This window comes from Psychrobacter sp. 1Y4 (genome assembly GCF_051847555.1).
Window position 1 is genome coordinate 14069 of sequence record NZ_JBPYDE010000014.1, and the last position, 15882, is coordinate 29950.

General features: G+C 44.0%; 15 protein-coding genes. 4 read left to right on the top strand and 11 right to left on the bottom strand.

Annotated elements, in window-relative coordinates; genetic code table 11:
• The first annotated feature begins 48 nt into the window (after positions 1-48).
• The 3 genes from ACS8FC_RS11680 to ACS8FC_RS11690 are packed head-to-tail and all read left to right on the top strand — an operon-like array spanning position 49 to position 3279.
• The gene (locus ACS8FC_RS11680) at positions 49-1311 is read left to right on the top strand and encodes an efflux RND transporter periplasmic adaptor subunit (RefSeq protein WP_439296925.1); all 1263 of its coding nucleotides are present in this window, start codon (positions 49-51) and stop codon (positions 1309-1311) included.
• Positions 1308-2531 (top strand): ABC transporter permease, encoded by a 1224-nt coding sequence (locus ACS8FC_RS11685; RefSeq protein WP_439296926.1) that lies wholly within the window; start codon positions 1308-1310, stop codon positions 2529-2531. The genes ACS8FC_RS11680 and ACS8FC_RS11685 overlap by 4 nt, the downstream gene beginning before the upstream one ends.
• A gap of 16 nt (positions 2532-2547) precedes the next feature.
• Complete coding sequence (locus tag ACS8FC_RS11690) at positions 2548-3279, top strand: ABC transporter ATP-binding protein (RefSeq protein ID WP_439296927.1); 732 nt, start codon at positions 2548-2550, stop codon at positions 3277-3279.
• Positions 3280-3311: 32 nt separating this feature from the next.
• Here the strand turns inward: ACS8FC_RS11690 and ACS8FC_RS11695 are convergent, their stop codons facing one another.
• From ACS8FC_RS11695 to ACS8FC_RS11715, 5 genes are all read right to left on the bottom strand, one after another.
• Positions 3312-3896 (bottom strand): TetR/AcrR family transcriptional regulator, encoded by a 585-nt coding sequence (locus ACS8FC_RS11695; protein ID WP_439296928.1) that lies wholly within the window; start codon positions 3894-3896, stop codon positions 3312-3314.
• 17 nt (positions 3897-3913) lie between these two features.
• Positions 3914-4771, bottom strand: coding sequence for a glutathione-dependent disulfide-bond oxidoreductase (gene yghU, locus ACS8FC_RS11700; RefSeq protein WP_439296929.1), 858 nt, complete (start codon positions 4769-4771; stop codon positions 3914-3916).
• Positions 4772-4809: 38 nt separating this feature from the next.
• Entirely contained in the window at positions 4810-5493 is a 684-nt protein-coding gene (locus ACS8FC_RS11705; protein WP_439296930.1) for a glutathione S-transferase family protein, read from the bottom strand.
• Positions 5494-5625: 132 nt separating this feature from the next.
• The gene (locus ACS8FC_RS11710) at positions 5626-6885 is read right to left on the bottom strand and encodes an MFS transporter (protein ID WP_439296931.1); all 1260 of its coding nucleotides are present in this window, start codon (positions 6883-6885) and stop codon (positions 5626-5628) included.
• Between the two features lie 504 nt (positions 6886-7389).
• Entirely contained in the window at positions 7390-8589 is a 1200-nt protein-coding gene (locus ACS8FC_RS11715; protein WP_439296932.1) for a sugar transporter, read from the bottom strand.
• Between the two features lie 501 nt (positions 8590-9090).
• Here ACS8FC_RS11715 and ACS8FC_RS11720 point away from each other — a divergent pair.
• A complete protein-coding gene (locus ACS8FC_RS11720) occupies positions 9091-9606 on the top strand; it encodes a hypothetical protein (RefSeq protein WP_439296933.1) in 516 nt (171 codons plus the stop codon).
• Positions 9607-9714: 108 nt separating this feature from the next.
• On the opposite strand, the gene ACS8FC_RS11725 is transcribed toward ACS8FC_RS11720, so the two are convergent.
• The 6 genes from ACS8FC_RS11725 to otsB all read right to left on the bottom strand — a co-directional run bounded on the left by ACS8FC_RS11725 (position 9715) and on the right by otsB (position 15790).
• Positions 9715-10386: a glycosyltransferase family 2 protein gene (locus tag ACS8FC_RS11725; protein ID WP_439296990.1), complete on the bottom strand. Its 672-nt coding sequence runs from the start codon at positions 10384-10386 to the stop codon at positions 9715-9717.
• Between the two features lie 63 nt (positions 10387-10449).
• Entirely contained in the window at positions 10450-11241 is a 792-nt protein-coding gene (locus ACS8FC_RS11730) for a class I SAM-dependent DNA methyltransferase (protein WP_439296934.1), read from the bottom strand.
• Positions 11225-12043 (bottom strand): PIG-L deacetylase family protein, encoded by an 819-nt coding sequence (locus tag ACS8FC_RS11735; RefSeq protein WP_439296935.1) that lies wholly within the window; start codon positions 12041-12043, stop codon positions 11225-11227. The genes ACS8FC_RS11730 and ACS8FC_RS11735 overlap by 17 nt, the downstream gene beginning before the upstream one ends.
• Positions 12031-13110 (bottom strand): acyl-CoA dehydrogenase, encoded by a 1080-nt coding sequence (locus ACS8FC_RS11740; protein ID WP_439296936.1) that lies wholly within the window; start codon positions 13108-13110, stop codon positions 12031-12033. Before ACS8FC_RS11740 ends, ACS8FC_RS11735 begins: the two co-directional genes overlap by 13 nt.
• Before the next feature lie 98 nt (positions 13111-13208).
• A complete protein-coding gene (locus ACS8FC_RS11745) occupies positions 13209-14852 on the bottom strand; it encodes an alpha,alpha-trehalose-phosphate synthase (UDP-forming) (protein WP_439296937.1) in 1644 nt (547 codons plus the stop codon).
• On the bottom strand, positions 14849-15790 hold the full coding sequence (gene otsB / locus ACS8FC_RS11750; RefSeq protein WP_439296938.1) for a trehalose-phosphatase: 942 nt from the start codon (positions 15788-15790) through the stop codon (positions 14849-14851). Before otsB ends, ACS8FC_RS11745 begins: the two co-directional genes overlap by 4 nt.
• Positions 15791-15882 lie beyond the last annotated feature (92 nt).

Genomic DNA, 15882 nt, shown 5'->3' on the forward strand with positions numbered 1-15882 from the left:
ACTTTGTCCGTCGATATACCTGCTTTTAATTTGAACTGGAGAAACCTATTGCGCGCTGTCAACTATAAGTATGTGATTGTTATCGTACTGCTGCTGCTTGCCGTTGGTTTTGTGATATTCCGTTGGTGGCGAGGGCCGTTGTTGCCTAGTTACAGCGTCTCATCCATGCCACTGGTACAGACGGTGGTAGCGACCGGACGTGTAGTAACGACGTCACGTACTCAAGTTGGCAGTGAAGTAACTGGTGTGGTACTTGAGCGCTTGGTACAAGAAGGTGACCAAGTTGCTAAAGGAGATCTATTACTGGTACTAAGTTCAGATGGCGTTGCTGCTCAAGTGCGTCAAGCTGAGGCTGAGTTGGCTGAACTTATAACTAGTACACGACCACAAGCCGTAGTGGATTTGTCCAAAGCGAAAGTTCAGCTAGCGCAAGCTCTTCGTAACGTAGCACGTCGGCGCGAGTTGGCAGCGATTTCGGCAATCTCAGATGAAGAGATGGAGCAAGCAGAGCAGATGGAAGATCAGGCTCGTAATGATCTTAAAGCAGCACGCTTGCGAGCAGAAGCATTAGCATCTGGCGGCGTTGAGGAGGTTTTACTACGTGAGCGTATCGCTGCCTTGCAAGCGCAACTTGATAAAACTGAAGTACGTAGCGAGGTATCAGGGACGGTATTGACCCGTGATGTAGAGCCTGGTGATTTGGTGCAGCCTGGTCGAACTTTATTTACCATTGCGCTCGATGGAAGTACGGAGATTGAGGTGCCACTTGATGAGCGCAACTTGTCACGGCTAGCATTGCAGCAAAGTGCGATAGGCGTCACTGATGCCTATCCAGACAAACCTTTTCCTGCTCGTATCAACTTCATTGCACCAAGCATTGACTCACAGCGCGGTACAGTCGAGGTTAGATTAAGCGTTGATCCAGTGCCTCAATTTTTGCGTCAAGACATGACGGTATCGGTAAATATCGAAACAGGTCGCCGCGAGCAGGCGCTAGTGATTCCGAATGATGCTTTAGCGAATGTTCAAGAGGATAATGCCCAAGTACTGTTATTGCATAATGGTAAAGTACAACGGCAGAAGGTAACTTTAGGCCTGCGTGGCTTGGCAATGTCCGAAGTTAACAAAGGTTTAAACGTTGGCGACCAAGTATTAGTTGATGCAACTTCATCATTAGCTGATGGCGCGCGAGTACGTACTGAAGTACAAGAAATGCCATTCTCTGAAAGTAGCAATTATTCAAATAGCAACGTTTCAACTAACGATAATAATTCAGTTACCCGTAATGAACCAGCGGTGAAATTAAATTGAAAAATTTCTTCGGGCGACTATGGATTGAAGCAACCATTGCGATGAGTTTTTTGCGCGAGGGGCGTGCGCAGTCGCTAATGATTACCGTAGGCGTAGCAGTGGGTGTGGCTGTTATCATCTTTATTACGGCTCTGGTTCAGGGGTTGCAGTCTAATCTTATCGAAAACACCCTTGGCACTCAGGCGCATATTCGTTTATTGTCACCGGATGAAGTCAATCGGGTGATTCCGCCCAAAGTCGGTACTGTACAGTTAATACAAGAAGATAAACGCCCACAGCGACTACGATCAATCAATAACTGGCAACAGGTAACGACGACTTTGGATCAGTTGCCATTGTTGACGGCAGTATCACCGACGGTATCAGGGCCAGCATTTGTCCGTCGCGGCGATGCATTAGAGTCGGTAGCACTTGTTGGTACCGACCTTGAACGTTACCAGAAGATCATTCCGCTGGAAGATTATCTCATCAGTGGCGAGCTGCGAGTAGGCGCTGATGATGTGCTGATTGGCAGCGAATTAGCAAAAAACTTAGGGGTACAAGTAGGTAGTAAGCTGCGCATAGAAACTGGGCAACAGAATAGTGCAGTAGTAAATATCGTCGGTATATTTGACTTAGGTGTACGTGAGTTAGATGCTCGCTATGTCTACTTAGATTTGAAGCAGGCACAGTCGCTACTCAGTCTCCCAGGCGGGGTCACCGTAATTGATTTAACCGTCGCAGACATCTTTGCGGCAGAAGATATCGCCGCACAGGTAGGTCGCTTGACTTCATTGCAAGCAGAGAGCTGGATTGAGACCAACTCGCAACTGATGAATGCGCTTTCCGCGCAAAGCCTATCTACCAATATGATTATTGTCTTTGTAGCTATCTCAGTGGCCTTTGGCATTGCGAGTGTGCTGTCCGTCAGCGTTGTGCAGCGCACTCGAGAGATTGGTATTTTACGTGCAACTGGCGCTACCCGTCAGCAAATCTTACGAATTTTTCTGATTCAGGGTGCAGTCTTTGGTTTACTTGGATCAATGCTAGGTAGCGTGGCCAGTTACGCTCTAGTATGGGTGTTTAATACTTTTGGACCAGGTTTATTTTATATTCCAGTGTCTGCAAATTTGATCATGCTGGCAATGCTACTAGCGACGCTCACTGGTATTCTGGCTGCCGCGATACCATCACGTCGAGCCGCTGCTCTGGATCCAGTAGTGGCTATTCGCTATGTTTAATCATGAGCCTAATACTATGTCTGACAATACATCTAATAACTTTCATAACCCTCATGAAGTCCTGCGTTTAGAGGCGTTGAAAAAATCTTATAATATTGGTCAGCCTAACGAGATTGAGGTATTGCATGGTATTGACTTGCGCATTGATAAACACGACTTTGCTGCACTGATTGGCCCCTCTGGCTCTGGGAAAAGCACGTTGCTAAACGTGCTTGGCTTGCTCGATAAGCCGACCAGTGGTGAGCTCTATCTGTTAGGTCAGGCCACTAGTAATATGGATGATGCTAGACGTACTGCCTTGCGAGGCCATAGTATTGGTTTTGTCTTTCAGTTTCATCACCTCATTCAGGCGTTTACAGCGTTAGACAATGTGTTGATGCCACTGATGCTGACTCAAGGTCGCCCAGATAAGTTGGCGATACAAAAAGCACGTGACTTGCTGACTGCAGTTGGGCTGGAGAAGTTTGCTGATACTAAGCCGAACGAGCTTTCGGGTGGTCAACAGCAGCGAGTAGCCATTGCAAGAGCGCTTATAACGGAACCTCCGCTATTATTGGCTGATGAACCAACAGGTAATCTAGATACAGTCACAGCTGCTGAGGTGTTTGAGCTGTTTCGCAAGGTCAACCGCGAACGTGATTGCGGCGTGCTTTTAGTCACGCATGATCCTCGTCTATCAGCGACTTGTGATCGCACGATCAATTTGGTAGATGGGCTGATCGAAAGTGACACGTTAAATATAAAATAAGACTGGTGCTTATCTTATTAGAAAATACCTTATTAAAGAATACCTTCGAATATACCATCAATGTACTTTTCTACCGCATCCGTATCATTACTGACTTGCGCATAAGTTCTTAAACCCATTACTTGAATTTGAAAGTAGCGGGCCAGTTCAGCTGGATCTTTATTATCGCTAATTTCACCATTATCGATGGCTTGCTGAAATGTATTAATAAAAGAGGCTTCAACACGTTCTAAAATGCTGGTTGCATGAGCAAGCAAATCTGGACTGTCGTTTTGCGTGAGCTCACCGACGGTTTTAACAACCATACACATGCCGCTGGGTGCAGTGCCTTTACTACAAACAGTGACGCTATGAATAAATCGCTTTAGGCCAGCAAGTACTGTCTTTTCTTGCGCAATACTATTGGCAAGATTGGCAGCACCTTCTCTAGCATAGCGATTTAATGCCTCTTTAAACAAATTGTCTTTATTACCAAAAGCGGCATAGATACTACCAGGGCGCATATCGACGACATCTTGCAGATTTCTCATAGAGGTGGCGTGATAGCCCTTTTCCCAATAGAGGTTTTTGGCTTTTTCGATGACGTCATCACGATTAAACTTCGCTTGTGCACTCATAATTTTCACCTTACCGCTCATTTAGGTTTTAATAGTAACACTTTATCGATATCTGTTGCATTATGACGGTTTTTTAATTGTTCCCAGACTTCACCCGATGTACGGTTAACGATACGACCACGTTGTACGGCTGGACGTGCTAATACGGCTTTTGCCCAGCGCTGTACATGGGTGTAATCATCGACTTGCAAAAAGTCCTTGGCCTCATACTGATTACCCAACACCAAATTGCCATACCAAGGCCACGTGGCAATATCAGCGATACTATACTCATTACCGGCGATAAATTCATTTTTTGCTAATTGCTTATCGAGTACATCTAACTGGCGTTTGGTTTCCATCGTAAAGCGATTGATGGCATATTCAAACTTTTCGGGCGCATAAGCATAAAAATGCCCGAAACCGCCGCCCAAGTATGGGGCAGAACCATGCAGCCAAAATAACCAGTTAAAGACTTGGGTACGTTTGCTGCCTTTTTTAGGTAGTAGTGCGTCAAACTTTTCAGCAAGATAAAGCAAAATAGAAGCCGATTCAAATACCGTTTCAGGCTCAGTGCCAGAGTAATCAACGAAAGCTGGAATTTTAGAGTTAGGATTAATATCGACAAAGCCTGATGAAAACTGATCGCCGTCACCAATATTAATCATATGAGCGTCATATTCTGCGTCTTTGCCCAGTGCTAGCAGCTCTTCTAGCATGATAGTGACTTTTTGACCGTTAGGTGTGCCCATTGAGTAGAGCTGCAAAGCATGTTCACCTACTGGTAATGCTTTTTCATGGGTAGCACCTGAAACGGGGCGATTCACACTTGCCCATTTACCGCCACTCTCTGCATCATGTGTCCAGACTTTTGGGGGTATATATTGGTTTTCCATTTTTATTCCTACTTTTATGTGTATTCTTATGTTTGGGGTTATCCGATGTTTTTCGCAAAGTTTTGTGGATAGAGGGCACGTGCAGCTACATCATCAAAGTCAGATTTGAACTGAATGTCTTTAGCAATATTGCGAGCCTTATCTACCGCAGGACGAGCGTTTATACTAGCAAACCAACGTTTAAGATTAGGGTAGTTGTCTAACCCTTCTTCGCCCAATACAAACGTTGCCTTATCGACCCAGCCCCAAGCGGAGATATCCGCAATAGAGTAGTCATCACCAACTAAATATTCACGGCCTTCCATATGCTTATCTAGCACTTCGTAATGACGCTCAGCCTCACGAAGATATCGATTGATCGCATAAGGAACTTTTTCGGGTGCTTTATGTCTAAAATGCACGGATTGACCAGAAAATGGGCCTAAGCCGGTCGCGACAAACATTAGCCATGAGAGCATTTCACCTCGATCTTCAGCCTTTCCAGCAAGCTTGCCTGTTTTTTCAGCCAAGTACATCAAAATAGCCGTCGAATCAAAGACACGGTTGCCATCATCTTCGATAGCGGGCGTTTTACCATTCGGGTTAATCGCATGGTATTCAGACGTGTGCTGTTCACCTTTCATGGTATCTATTGGCATTAATTCGTACGCTAAACCCGTCTCCATTAAATAAAGAGCCACTTTCATAGGGTTTGGGGTTTGATGAAAATAAAATTTAAGCATGTTGATATCCTTAGACGGCTCGAAAGGTTTAGGTGTTAGTCTTACAGCCACTATAAAGAAAAATGAACGACCGTTCAAGTTATTTTGAGCAATCGTTCATTTTATTGGCGCTAACTATAACAAAGCCTTTTGCTAAGCAGATTTTTGCGGACGTAACAACAAAGCAAGTCCAATCGCTATAAAGGCTGCGATGCCAGAGACCATATAACTGATGCTAAAGTCGCCAGTAAGCTCTGCAAGATAACCTGCTGCCACTGGCCCAAGCGCCTGTCCGCCCGAAAAGGCAAAAGTCAGCGCCGCCAGCGCACTTGCCGCCGCTGCAGGCCCAAAATAATCGCCAGCACAGGCCGCCATAATGACAGGAACGCTCCAAACTACTAAGCCAAACAAGATAATTGACAAGTAAAGCCCTAAAGTCCAATCAGTCAAGCCAACCAGAAGATAAGCGATGGCAAGGAAGAAAAAAGCCAGCGCGAGCCCAAGGCGTCTGCCAATATGGTCAGAAATCCAGCCAAACAACATGCCTGAAAAGACACTAAGCAGACCAATCCATGCCCAAATACCGCCTGCAGTCGCTTCACTTAGTTGATACGATCCCACCATGCTAGTGACGATAAAGGTCACGTAAACCATATAAGTAGCGCCGTAAATGGCAAAGATGATACCCAAATGTACCAGCAGCTTGATATTAGCGCGTTCTAGCTTTTTCTTATTTTTTACAGGTGAGGTGGGTACACGTCCAAAAGGATTTTGATTGACATCGTCTGGATGATTGCGAATCAAAGTGAAAGTAAGCCAAGCTACCACGATATTGATAACGGCAAAAATTAGCCAGCCCGTCTGCCAAGACAGTAGACCAGAGATAGGTAAGAGTTTTGGTACGACGAAGCCCGATAGAATAATGCCAAAGCCAGGGCCAGCCATAACGAGTCCTAAGGCGAGCCCACGATGCGAAGGAAAAAACCAATGTGACATGACGCTCATCATTGGTAAGACCACGCCGCCGCTACCAATACCAGTCAATACGTAAAGTGCGCAGAGTAGGGGAAAGCTTGTGGTAAAAGCCATACCAAGCATAGAGACTGCGATTAAGAGAAGGCTGGCAGTACCAATGATTCGAGTACCAAATCGAGGTATAATGAGCGGGCTTAAAAGAACGGCAACGAGGTATCCTATCAGGTTGGTGAATCCCAATATTCCGCTTTGAGTATAATTTAATCCCAAAGAAGACGACATCGATGGTAGCAACATACCAAATGCAAATCGCCCTAATCCAAGTCCACAGAACATCGCTATAGAGCCTGTAGCGGCTACAATCCAAGCATAATTTAACCCGCCTAGTCTGAGAGGAGGAGTGCTATGTTTATCTTGTTGAATGATGTCCTCAGGCATTGTGATTCTCCGAGTGGCCGAAGAAGGTGAATGTCACGCTCACAATACGAAGGGTAGATAGAGATAAACCGAATGACGTAGCTATTTTTCTTGAAAGATTGCCCATTTTACACTTATCCTTGTGTGTTTGATGCAGTACAAACGAGTCCGATAGCAATGAGTATAGCTTTGCCTGAACACTCGTTCAATAGAAGTTATAGAAGTTTATGTAAATTGCTAAGATATAGTGGTGGGTAGCATAAAAAAATGCCAACCCATTTAAGTGGCTGGCATGTGGCTGGTTCTTATCTGATTGCGTTAATTTTGATTATAGCCAGTTCATTATAAAAAGGTTACAGTGAGACTGGGATAAATTTTTTGCCGCATCTGTCGGCGCAGGCACAGCACGCAAGAAAAATTTGTACCAGTCTAGCGAATTTATGCAGTGTATCTCTTTTATTTAGTAACGTAACGACTATACTTGCGGTTACTTACGGTTAACAGCAGTAACGATTTGGGTGTTTGTTAGCCAAGTCTTCTACTCAATTCAGAAAAGCGCTTTATCATATAGAGCATGAGTAGCAGAGCCACACTAGCAATAGCGGCCCCAACATAGCCCACGCTTGAGAGAGATAAATGCGTCACCGCGTATCCACCAAAGAGCGCACCCGTACCAATCCCTAAGTTGATAATACCTGAAAACATCGACATCAGCATGTCTTGCGCATTGACGTCGACCATAATGACTTTGGCTTGCATGGAAATAATCAGCAGCATTAGTGCCGCGCCCCATAACAAGGCAATTAGGCTGAGTGCCCAAATGGAGGTCACGACGAATAACAGGAAAAGCATAGAAAAAAGCATTAATATCGTCGATATCAGCATCAGCCGTGTGTTAAATCGATCACCCCAGCGACTGAATATGACACTGCCTACAATTCCTGCAACGCCGAATAGCAGGAGGACGACCGTCGCTGAATTTTCACTGATGGCGCCGACTTGTCGCATAAAGGGCTCAATATAAGAGTAGGCGGTATAGTGCGCAGTAAAAACCAGTAGAATAAGCAGGTAAAGACAGACCAATAAGGGATTTTTTAATAGCTCGGGAATTTTTCTAAAAGAGCCTTCAAACATACTGGGCAAGGTCGGTAACAGCTTCGCTTGTAGAATGAACACAATGAAAGCAATTCCGCCAATGCCACCAAACGTCGCACGCCAGCCAAACCACTGCCCGACCAAGCGCCCCAAAGGCACGCCCAGCACCATCGCTAATGAAGTGCCCGTCGCAAGCACACTTAGCGCCAGTGCTTTTTTGCCTTCAGGTGCCACGCGTATGGCGATCGCGGCGGTGATGGACCAAAATATTGCATGCGATAGCGCGATCCCCACTCGGCTGATCAGCAGCACATCAAAGCTCCATGCAAAGACTGAGAGCACGTGGCTGGCAATAAATACCGCAAACAAACCTAAGAGTAAGCTTTTACGCTCAAAGCGACTGGTCAGTAGCATCAGCGGCAATGACATAGCCGCGACAATCCACGCATAAAGCGTCAACATCCAGCCAGTCTCAGCTGTAGTGATAGAAAAATCTTGGGCAATGTCACTGAGTAGAGCGACGGGGACAAATTCTGTGGTATTCATGATAAAGGCACTGACGCCCATCAAAAATACTTGAAAATACTGAGTCCGGCGAGCATCTGGGCTCGCCTCAATGTTGTGTTTCATAAGATCCAATACAAGAAAATGCTAGAGCGTGTCCTCACTCGATAAATAATAAAAATGAGGACAAGCCCTAATACGATAAGAAGATTAGCCAATAAAGGGGTAAAAAATGCTGTGTGGTAAACACCTTTGGCAATATAGGAATGGCGAGGCAAGATACCAAGACCGTGACATTAGTTAAAGGGCTTTTTTGCTAATGATTGTTAATAAGTAGTTTAGCGTTATATGTTACGGACTAACAATAATTCTAAAAAAGAAGCACACATATCAGTATTTATTTCTTAGCAGTTGATGTGCTATTATCATTCAACAAACTATCGTGGGTTTAACAGTTTTGACATCGCTAACCATACTTATAATAAATGGTGGCGTACAAACCTTGCAACTTCCAGCGCGATATAAAACAATCCTGGTAAAGCGCATGAGCCTGTACTCCGACGTCCTCATTTGTGCCTGATATCATAATTTTTGTCGGAGTTATAGGAATCTAAGGTGTTCAATATCATGAGCCAATCAACCAATCCATCCAAATATACCCGCCGCTATCATCCGCGTCATTCTTTAGCACAATATGCTATCACTCAAATAGACACGCTTGAGCTGCGTGCGCAGGACATTATCAAAGCTATGGGTTATCCTTTAAAGCATACTATACCTGCTTGCGAGCGCTTACGTCATGTATTGTGTCATCGCTATCTTGGGCTTGATGGTAGCTATATGGACAAATATTTTACAGCTGATGAGTTTTTAGCAAAGCTATTCACGGTACTTGAGTTGCCTTATGAGCCATTCGCAGAATATATCGCACAGATTAAATATGAGTTGGCACATGACCCTAATTCTCTACCAAAGCATCACTTACAAGCAGAGGTAGGTTTTGACTGTGTCGATACAAATTGGGTATCTTGTGACGCAGCCTCACGTTTGGCTCAGCTACGGCTGTCATCAGCGTTTGCCACATTGGATGAAACTGAGCGACAGACAATTGTTCAAGAACGTATTTGCGAGTATTATCAGTAGTAGGTGGTGATCTGTCTTAAAGCGATATCATCAAGTGGTATTAATTATCAGTCAAGAGAATCAAGAGATCGATAATGTAGAGCATAAGTTGCCATGCCCTAATGACAACTATAAATTGCTTTGTTCCAAATTTGATAAAAACGCGGCAAAACCGTCATTTACCCGGCCGTTTACCCGGCTACTGGTGATGACTCGCACGCGATTGCTCCAAGTGATAGCATAACCTTGGGTCTCAAATTTTTTGACCAAATCCACATCTTCATGACATGGTAGGAGACTAAAGCCACCAACGGCAAGGTAAGCTCGACTACTAAAACTCAAATTTGCTCCATGAATATGCCGATGTCCCATCTTGTCTTGATAGTGAGCAACATAATCGTGTCGCGTTTGCGGTGACAAGTTTGTCCAGTCATCGATACTTACCACACCGCAAATCATATCAGTCGACTGCTGAGTTATATGAGCAATTTGATGCACCAGCCAATCTGTAGTCACAACCGTGTCAGCGTCTGTACAAGCAATCCACGTCGCGCCCTTTGCGATCGCATGTCGAATACCCAAATCTCGCGCCCGTCCCACACAGTGATACTCACAACTTATATGATTGACTGCTAGGTGTTTGACAATAGAGAGGGTGCCATCGGTGCAGCTATCAAGCACGACAAGTGGATATGCGGTAATGATCGAGGGGAGTCGTTCAATGGCAGTTTGCACCGACTCTAAGCAGGCGCTAATAGTCGATGCCTCGTTGTGAGCGGGAATCACTATACCGATTTTTATATCGTTCATAAGTTTCTCATTGTTTAGCGACTGGTCTTACTCCGTCATACTTCATTATATTCGTCATATCAGATTTTCTTGCATGGCGACCGAGCGCGGAGAGCGCTGCCAAACGTCTAATAAAAAATCACAATCTACAATCTGGCTTTGATGATTAAACATTGCTTGCGGCGTTTCTTTGTCATTTATAGTATGAAAGGTTTGGTGCAGACGTTGATGTACTGTCTCGCCCGTCATCACAAAGCCATCAATACTATATCGCCAATGGCAGAACAGTATAGTGCCACCTATTGCAAGGTTTTGCTGAGACCAAGCAATAACCTTATCGATATCAGTGGGCGATAAATAATACAAAATCTCACTAATAACAATTAAATCAAAAGGAGGGTTATGTGCGCCTGAAACCTCTGTTCCTGATAAAGGATAGGCTTCTAACAGTGTATCTTGTAAATTCAATAACGTATTAGGAATAATCCCTTGAATTACCTTAGTATGAGCGTGATTCGTCAAGCGTTGTTTGGCAAGTGCTACCGCCTGATGATTGCCATCTACGCATGTCAAAGTCTGACAACGTTGGGCCAATAACTCGCTAAATACGCCATTGCCAGAGCCCAGCTCAATGGCATTGTTATACTTTGCCTGTGGTAGTATTGCTAGACAGATATTACGTTTTCTTTTTTCATACCAGCGGGTTTGATACTCCCATGGATCAGTGTTGTCGTTATATAAGGCATCAAAATACGTTTCTGAGTAGGCATCAGTATGATTATCAATATGAGTAAAACTGTCCAAAGTTGTTTTGGCGTAACTATCAGCAAGATCAGCTGATGACGTCGATTTAGGTGAGTGGCTCATATAGATAAACTTCCCAAGGTTGGCTAATTCTAGCAATGGTTTGAGCAGATAAAATAGGGGGGTTGCCCGTACTTTCATCAACGGTAATTTGACTGTCAAAACAAGTAATGGCTTGGCTTTTACGCTGTAATTGCTCAGCGTTCAAATCGACTCTAACGGCATGATGCCAAGGAATGCGAGTGTCGGCAGGCTTAGCCCAGTGCCATGCCCAAATCAGTACCTGATAACACGCTAGATGCCGCTGCTTAGCAAATGCAGTGACCACACGCCCTGTCGCCTCATGATCTGGGTGGCCGTCGTGCATAAAAGGCGTCACTAAAATATCATCAGGCTGGATAATAGCGGCCAGTTTTTGCTCAAACTGCTCTTGTTCGGCAAACACATCGCCATCTGTCAAATTTAGCGCAACGATGGTCACTTGGTGGGCAATGCCCAATACTTCTAACGCTGCTAGGCTTTCTTTTGGACGGATAATATCAAGCTGCTGCGGAGGATAAATCTGTGAGTCTGGATGGCTTTGCGTGCCATTGGTCACGTGAATCAGAATAATAGGATTGCCATTAACCGCTACTTGCTGTAGCAAACCACTAGAGCCCAATATTTCATCATCAGGATGCGGGGCAAAAACGCACACCCGCTGCTTTGGTGAAAAACGCTTGGCAATATCTAACCGAGGTAGGTTTTGTAGCCCTTGCCAGTTTTTCCAACTCTCTATACTGGTGCCATCGCCTGCTATCATACGATCGCCAACGATTGGATGATGACTCTCAGACGTAGCCATATTAGAAATTACAGTTGCCATATATTTACCTGCCCGTCTGTTAAATCACTGGTTGCGCTAGATAGCTCGCCAATTTTTTGTAAATCAAACGCGCCATGACTTTGACGGATAAACACGCTTAGATCTGCTGATAATCTTGCAAAATGCGCGTTACCACAAAATGGTGCTGCGCCCAATGCTTGTCCAGCACTCTCTATTACTTGCCGAGCGACTTGCTCGACATGCGCCCTTAATTCGCGAATAGCCAACTCATGGGACAGCGTGGGCTGGGTATCTATAAGTTGAGCGACATGATGAAAATACTGTTGAGTCACACTCAATGCTGTACTGACTTGCCCTAAATACATGGCTTTATAGTCGTTTGGTTTTTTTTGATAAGACTGCATTAAATAAGTGGCTATACATGAGGCTGCGCCATACCAGCAAGCAGCAACTCCTGCCGCTCCATGCCAAAATCCTACGCGCTCTAGGTACGCATCGGCTTCCCCAGCAGTATTAGCCGTTACTTGTTCGAACGTTATAGCGGCAGTATCAGTGGCTTGCATACCTACTGCTTGCCATCCACTATTATCAATCGCAATGCCATCTTGCTGCATATCTACGACAAGCAGTTGTGAGCGCCCATGCTCATCTCGATAAGTCATTACGCCATAGTTGACAATATTCGCGCCTGAACACCACGCTTTTGTGCCACTTATTTTGCCTTGCTGATAGCGTATGGGGTGAGGGTGACCCTCTGACGCCCAAACTGCACATAGCCCTTTTACTGCTTTGCCATAACCCAATTCGTGCAAGATGCTTAGGGCATCTAGGTGCGACTCAAACCACTTTACAATCGTTAAGTCGATACTGGCAACATAGGCCAGCACTTGCCAACGAACCAAAGTGCGTGAGTTTGATTCATTAACACTATCAGTACCGTTGGCAGGATGTGGGATTTCGTCACTATAAGTGATTAAGACATTCAATATGTTACGGCGCAATTCGTCCGTTATAATAGGCAAGTCAGTATCTGTTGAAACGGTACTTATCACGCCTTTTATAGCGGATTTAATGTCCTGCAATAAAGTATCTTTTGCATCCAGCATAAGGGTTCCCTAATTATTTTTATAAATCACTTATTGGTACTACGCTCAAGGACTAGCTATGGGTTAAACGTCGTTAATCATAAACCAACGACAAAATATCATCGGTATAAATCCTCTAAGAAGTCTTGCTGCCAAGCTTGTAAGTCATACTCCCAAAGACCTTGCAATAACGTCTGATAGCGAGACTTACGTTCTTTTAAGGGCATTGTTAGAGCGGTTTTTAGACCTTCTATAATGCTCTTTGGATTGTGCGGGTCGATGATAACAGCTGCCTGCATTTGCTCAGCCGCTCCTGCATAGTCAGAGAGTAGCAGTACCCCAGGATTGTCTGGATTTTGTGCGGCAATATACTCTTTGGCGACTAGGTTCATACCGTCTTTGAGCGAATTTACCCAGCCAATATCGCTGTACCAAAACGCTGCCATCAATTCTCCATGATTTAACACGCTTTCACTATAGGTAATCGCCTGCCAATTATTCGTAGAGTCAAAAGTATCGAGATTACATGCCTTTACATCATCAATTTTAAAAGCATCTGATTGTACCCCAATCAGTGAAAATTGCTGATTTACCTCATTGACAGTCTGTCTAACATCGTCATAAAGCCGCTGATAAACAGGTAGATCTAAGCGACTAGGACAAGCAATTTGTATCAATTTTAGCTGATTTTGATAGACGGGATACTGCTGCAAAAACTGGCGATAGGCCGAAAAACGCTCTAACAACCCTTTGGAGTAATCAATTCTATCTACCGCGATTATCTGCTGGACGGCTGTTTTTATATCAGTCTTTTCTGGCATTTGTCTTTTATATTGCGAAGATAAATATGAAGATGAGTTGATGACCTGTTGTTGTATTTTGTCGACATCTATACCGATTGGATAAGCATCAATCATTATATGGTGCGGAGCATCTGAGTCTAGGTTAAGCTCCAACTGCGCACCAGTCGTTCGATTGGACTTAGCAAAATTTTGTGCTGTATGTGCAGGGTTATTTGTAGACTCTTTGAGCATATTATTAGTTTTTAACATGCTATCGGTTTTTGACATACTATCGGTTAAGTGGCGGGTATTTAAATAGCTGTCCTTTAAATAATGGTTAAAGACCGCCAGACAATTTTCTTTATCTTGCTCAGTTTGTGTACCGAATACATCGTAATGAGCAAGGTGCTTAATCAATTCAGGACTTTGATCAAGCTTTTGCCAAAATGTGAGGGGAGCAAACGGGATGTGCAAAAACAAGCCGATACGGTTATTTAAGCCCAGCTGCCTACAATAATATGCCACACTTAAAAAGTGATAATCATGTACCCAAATGACATCATCAGGTTGAATAATCTTTTTTAATTGTTTGGCAAAAAGTTGGTTGACCGCTTGATAGCCTGCGTAATCTTCTGGCGCTTGGCTAATCAGATGGGCTTGCTCGTGCAACAGCAACCACAATACATTGTTAGCAAATCCGCAATAAAAATGCTGATATTGTTTAGAGGTGAGGGCAGTGGTCATATAAGTGATGTTCTTATTCGCCACTTGAACATCGGCATCGGTTGCAGTCGCTTGTCCATTACAGTTAAACTCATTGTCAGCACTGTCATCGCAAGTGTCCACAATATCACTATTCCAGCCCATCCAAATGCCTGAGTTTCCTATTAGCATGTCATGCAGGGCGACGGCAAGTCCGCCTGCCATTGGGTTGTTATCGGGCATTTTTACCCGATTGGATAAAACGATTAAGCGGCTCATATAAGACATCTCGTTGTTTTTTTAGTAACAAAGGCATTTGGAGCGGTTGATTCAGATAAAAGAGTGGCCCTGCTTTGACAAAAGTCTAAAAAGCTACGCAGTAAAACCGTTACCTCAGCAATGTCATGTATGTAGTAATAAGCACAAGTGGCTTCACTACCTACTTTAATGCCCATGCCTTTTATAGGCTGATCAAGATGAGTCAAAGATGTATTTTCGCTTAGGGCATCTTCTTGTTGTATGGCTCTAAATCCCGCCTCATCAGTGATATCATCACCGATAAAGATAGGACAAAGCTTATGATCAGTTTGCATCTTTTTTAATAAGGTCAAAATAGCTGCGCCTTTATCAGCCCCTTTTGGTACCGCTTCCCAGACATATTTGCCTTGTTTCAATGTCCAATTAACACGATTTTTTACCGTTTTTGCCATAATGGCATACGCGGTGTCAGTTAAGTTGGGGTTTTGGCGATAGTGCAGAGCGACGGAGTAAGGCTTATCTTCTATAGTAAAGTCATCATAAGGTTTGCAAGATTGGATAATGGCCAGTTTGATGGCACTAAGTTCAGTGTTATCACATTGCAAAGTATCTGTATTGTCGTAGCTTGTACCTTGAGCTTCATTACGATCAAATTCTATTTCGAGACCATGAGTGGCTGCAATCGGTACTTGTATAGGAGATAGCATTTGCTTTGCTTCAGCCAAGCTACGTCCCGTCACAACACCTATGTCAACGCCGCAACTTTGTATGTCTTTTATGAGGGACAAGGTTGTATCAGGAATGCTGCTGTCTTTTGGATCAAGCGTAAAATCAGCAAGCGTGCCATCGATATCTAAAAACAAGCAATAATCCTGCTGAATAGTCAGATAATCAGCAAAATCTCTTGGTTCGATATACACCGGTGGTATATTTAAACGAGGGTTTTTTGCTAAAGTCACACTTTTCCCCTTTTAGTTAATAAGTCATCATATTATATCGTTGTAATTTGACTTTACTTAATTTTGATACAAAATAGGCTTTTATCTCTAAA

Excerpts from the sequence above, each read along its gene's own strand:
- ACS8FC_RS11695 (WP_439296928.1), bottom strand. The coding sequence starts at position 3,896 with ATGAGTGCACAAGCGAAGTTTAATCGTGATGACGTCATCGAAAAAGCC.
- ACS8FC_RS11690 (WP_439296927.1), top strand. The coding sequence starts at position 2,548 with ATGTCTGACAATACATCTAATAACTTTCATAACCCTCATGAAGTCCTG.
- ACS8FC_RS11720 (WP_439296933.1), top strand. The coding sequence starts at position 9,091 with ATGAGCCAATCAACCAATCCATCCAAATATACCCGCCGCTATCATCCG.
- ACS8FC_RS11715 (WP_439296932.1), bottom strand. The coding sequence starts at position 8,589 with ATGAAACACAACATTGAGGCGAGCCCAGATGCTCGCCGGACTCAGTAT.
- yghU (WP_439296929.1), bottom strand. The coding sequence starts at position 4,771 with ATGGAAAACCAATATATACCCCCAAAAGTCTGGACACATGATGCAGAG.
- ACS8FC_RS11730 (WP_439296934.1), bottom strand. The coding sequence starts at position 11,241 with ATGAGCCACTCACCTAAATCGACGTCATCAGCTGATCTTGCTGATAGT.
- ACS8FC_RS11705 (WP_439296930.1), bottom strand. The coding sequence starts at position 5,493 with ATGCTTAAATTTTATTTTCATCAAACCCCAAACCCTATGAAAGTGGCT.
- ACS8FC_RS11735 (WP_439296935.1), bottom strand. The coding sequence starts at position 12,043 with ATGGCAACTGTAATTTCTAATATGGCTACGTCTGAGAGTCATCATCCA.
- ACS8FC_RS11740 (WP_439296936.1), bottom strand. The coding sequence starts at position 13,110 with ATGCTGGATGCAAAAGATACTTTATTGCAGGACATTAAATCCGCTATA.
- ACS8FC_RS11710 (WP_439296931.1), bottom strand. The coding sequence starts at position 6,885 with ATGCCTGAGGACATCATTCAACAAGATAAACATAGCACTCCTCCTCTC.
- ACS8FC_RS11745 (WP_439296937.1), bottom strand. The coding sequence starts at position 14,852 with ATGAGCCGCTTAATCGTTTTATCCAATCGGGTAAAAATGCCCGATAAC.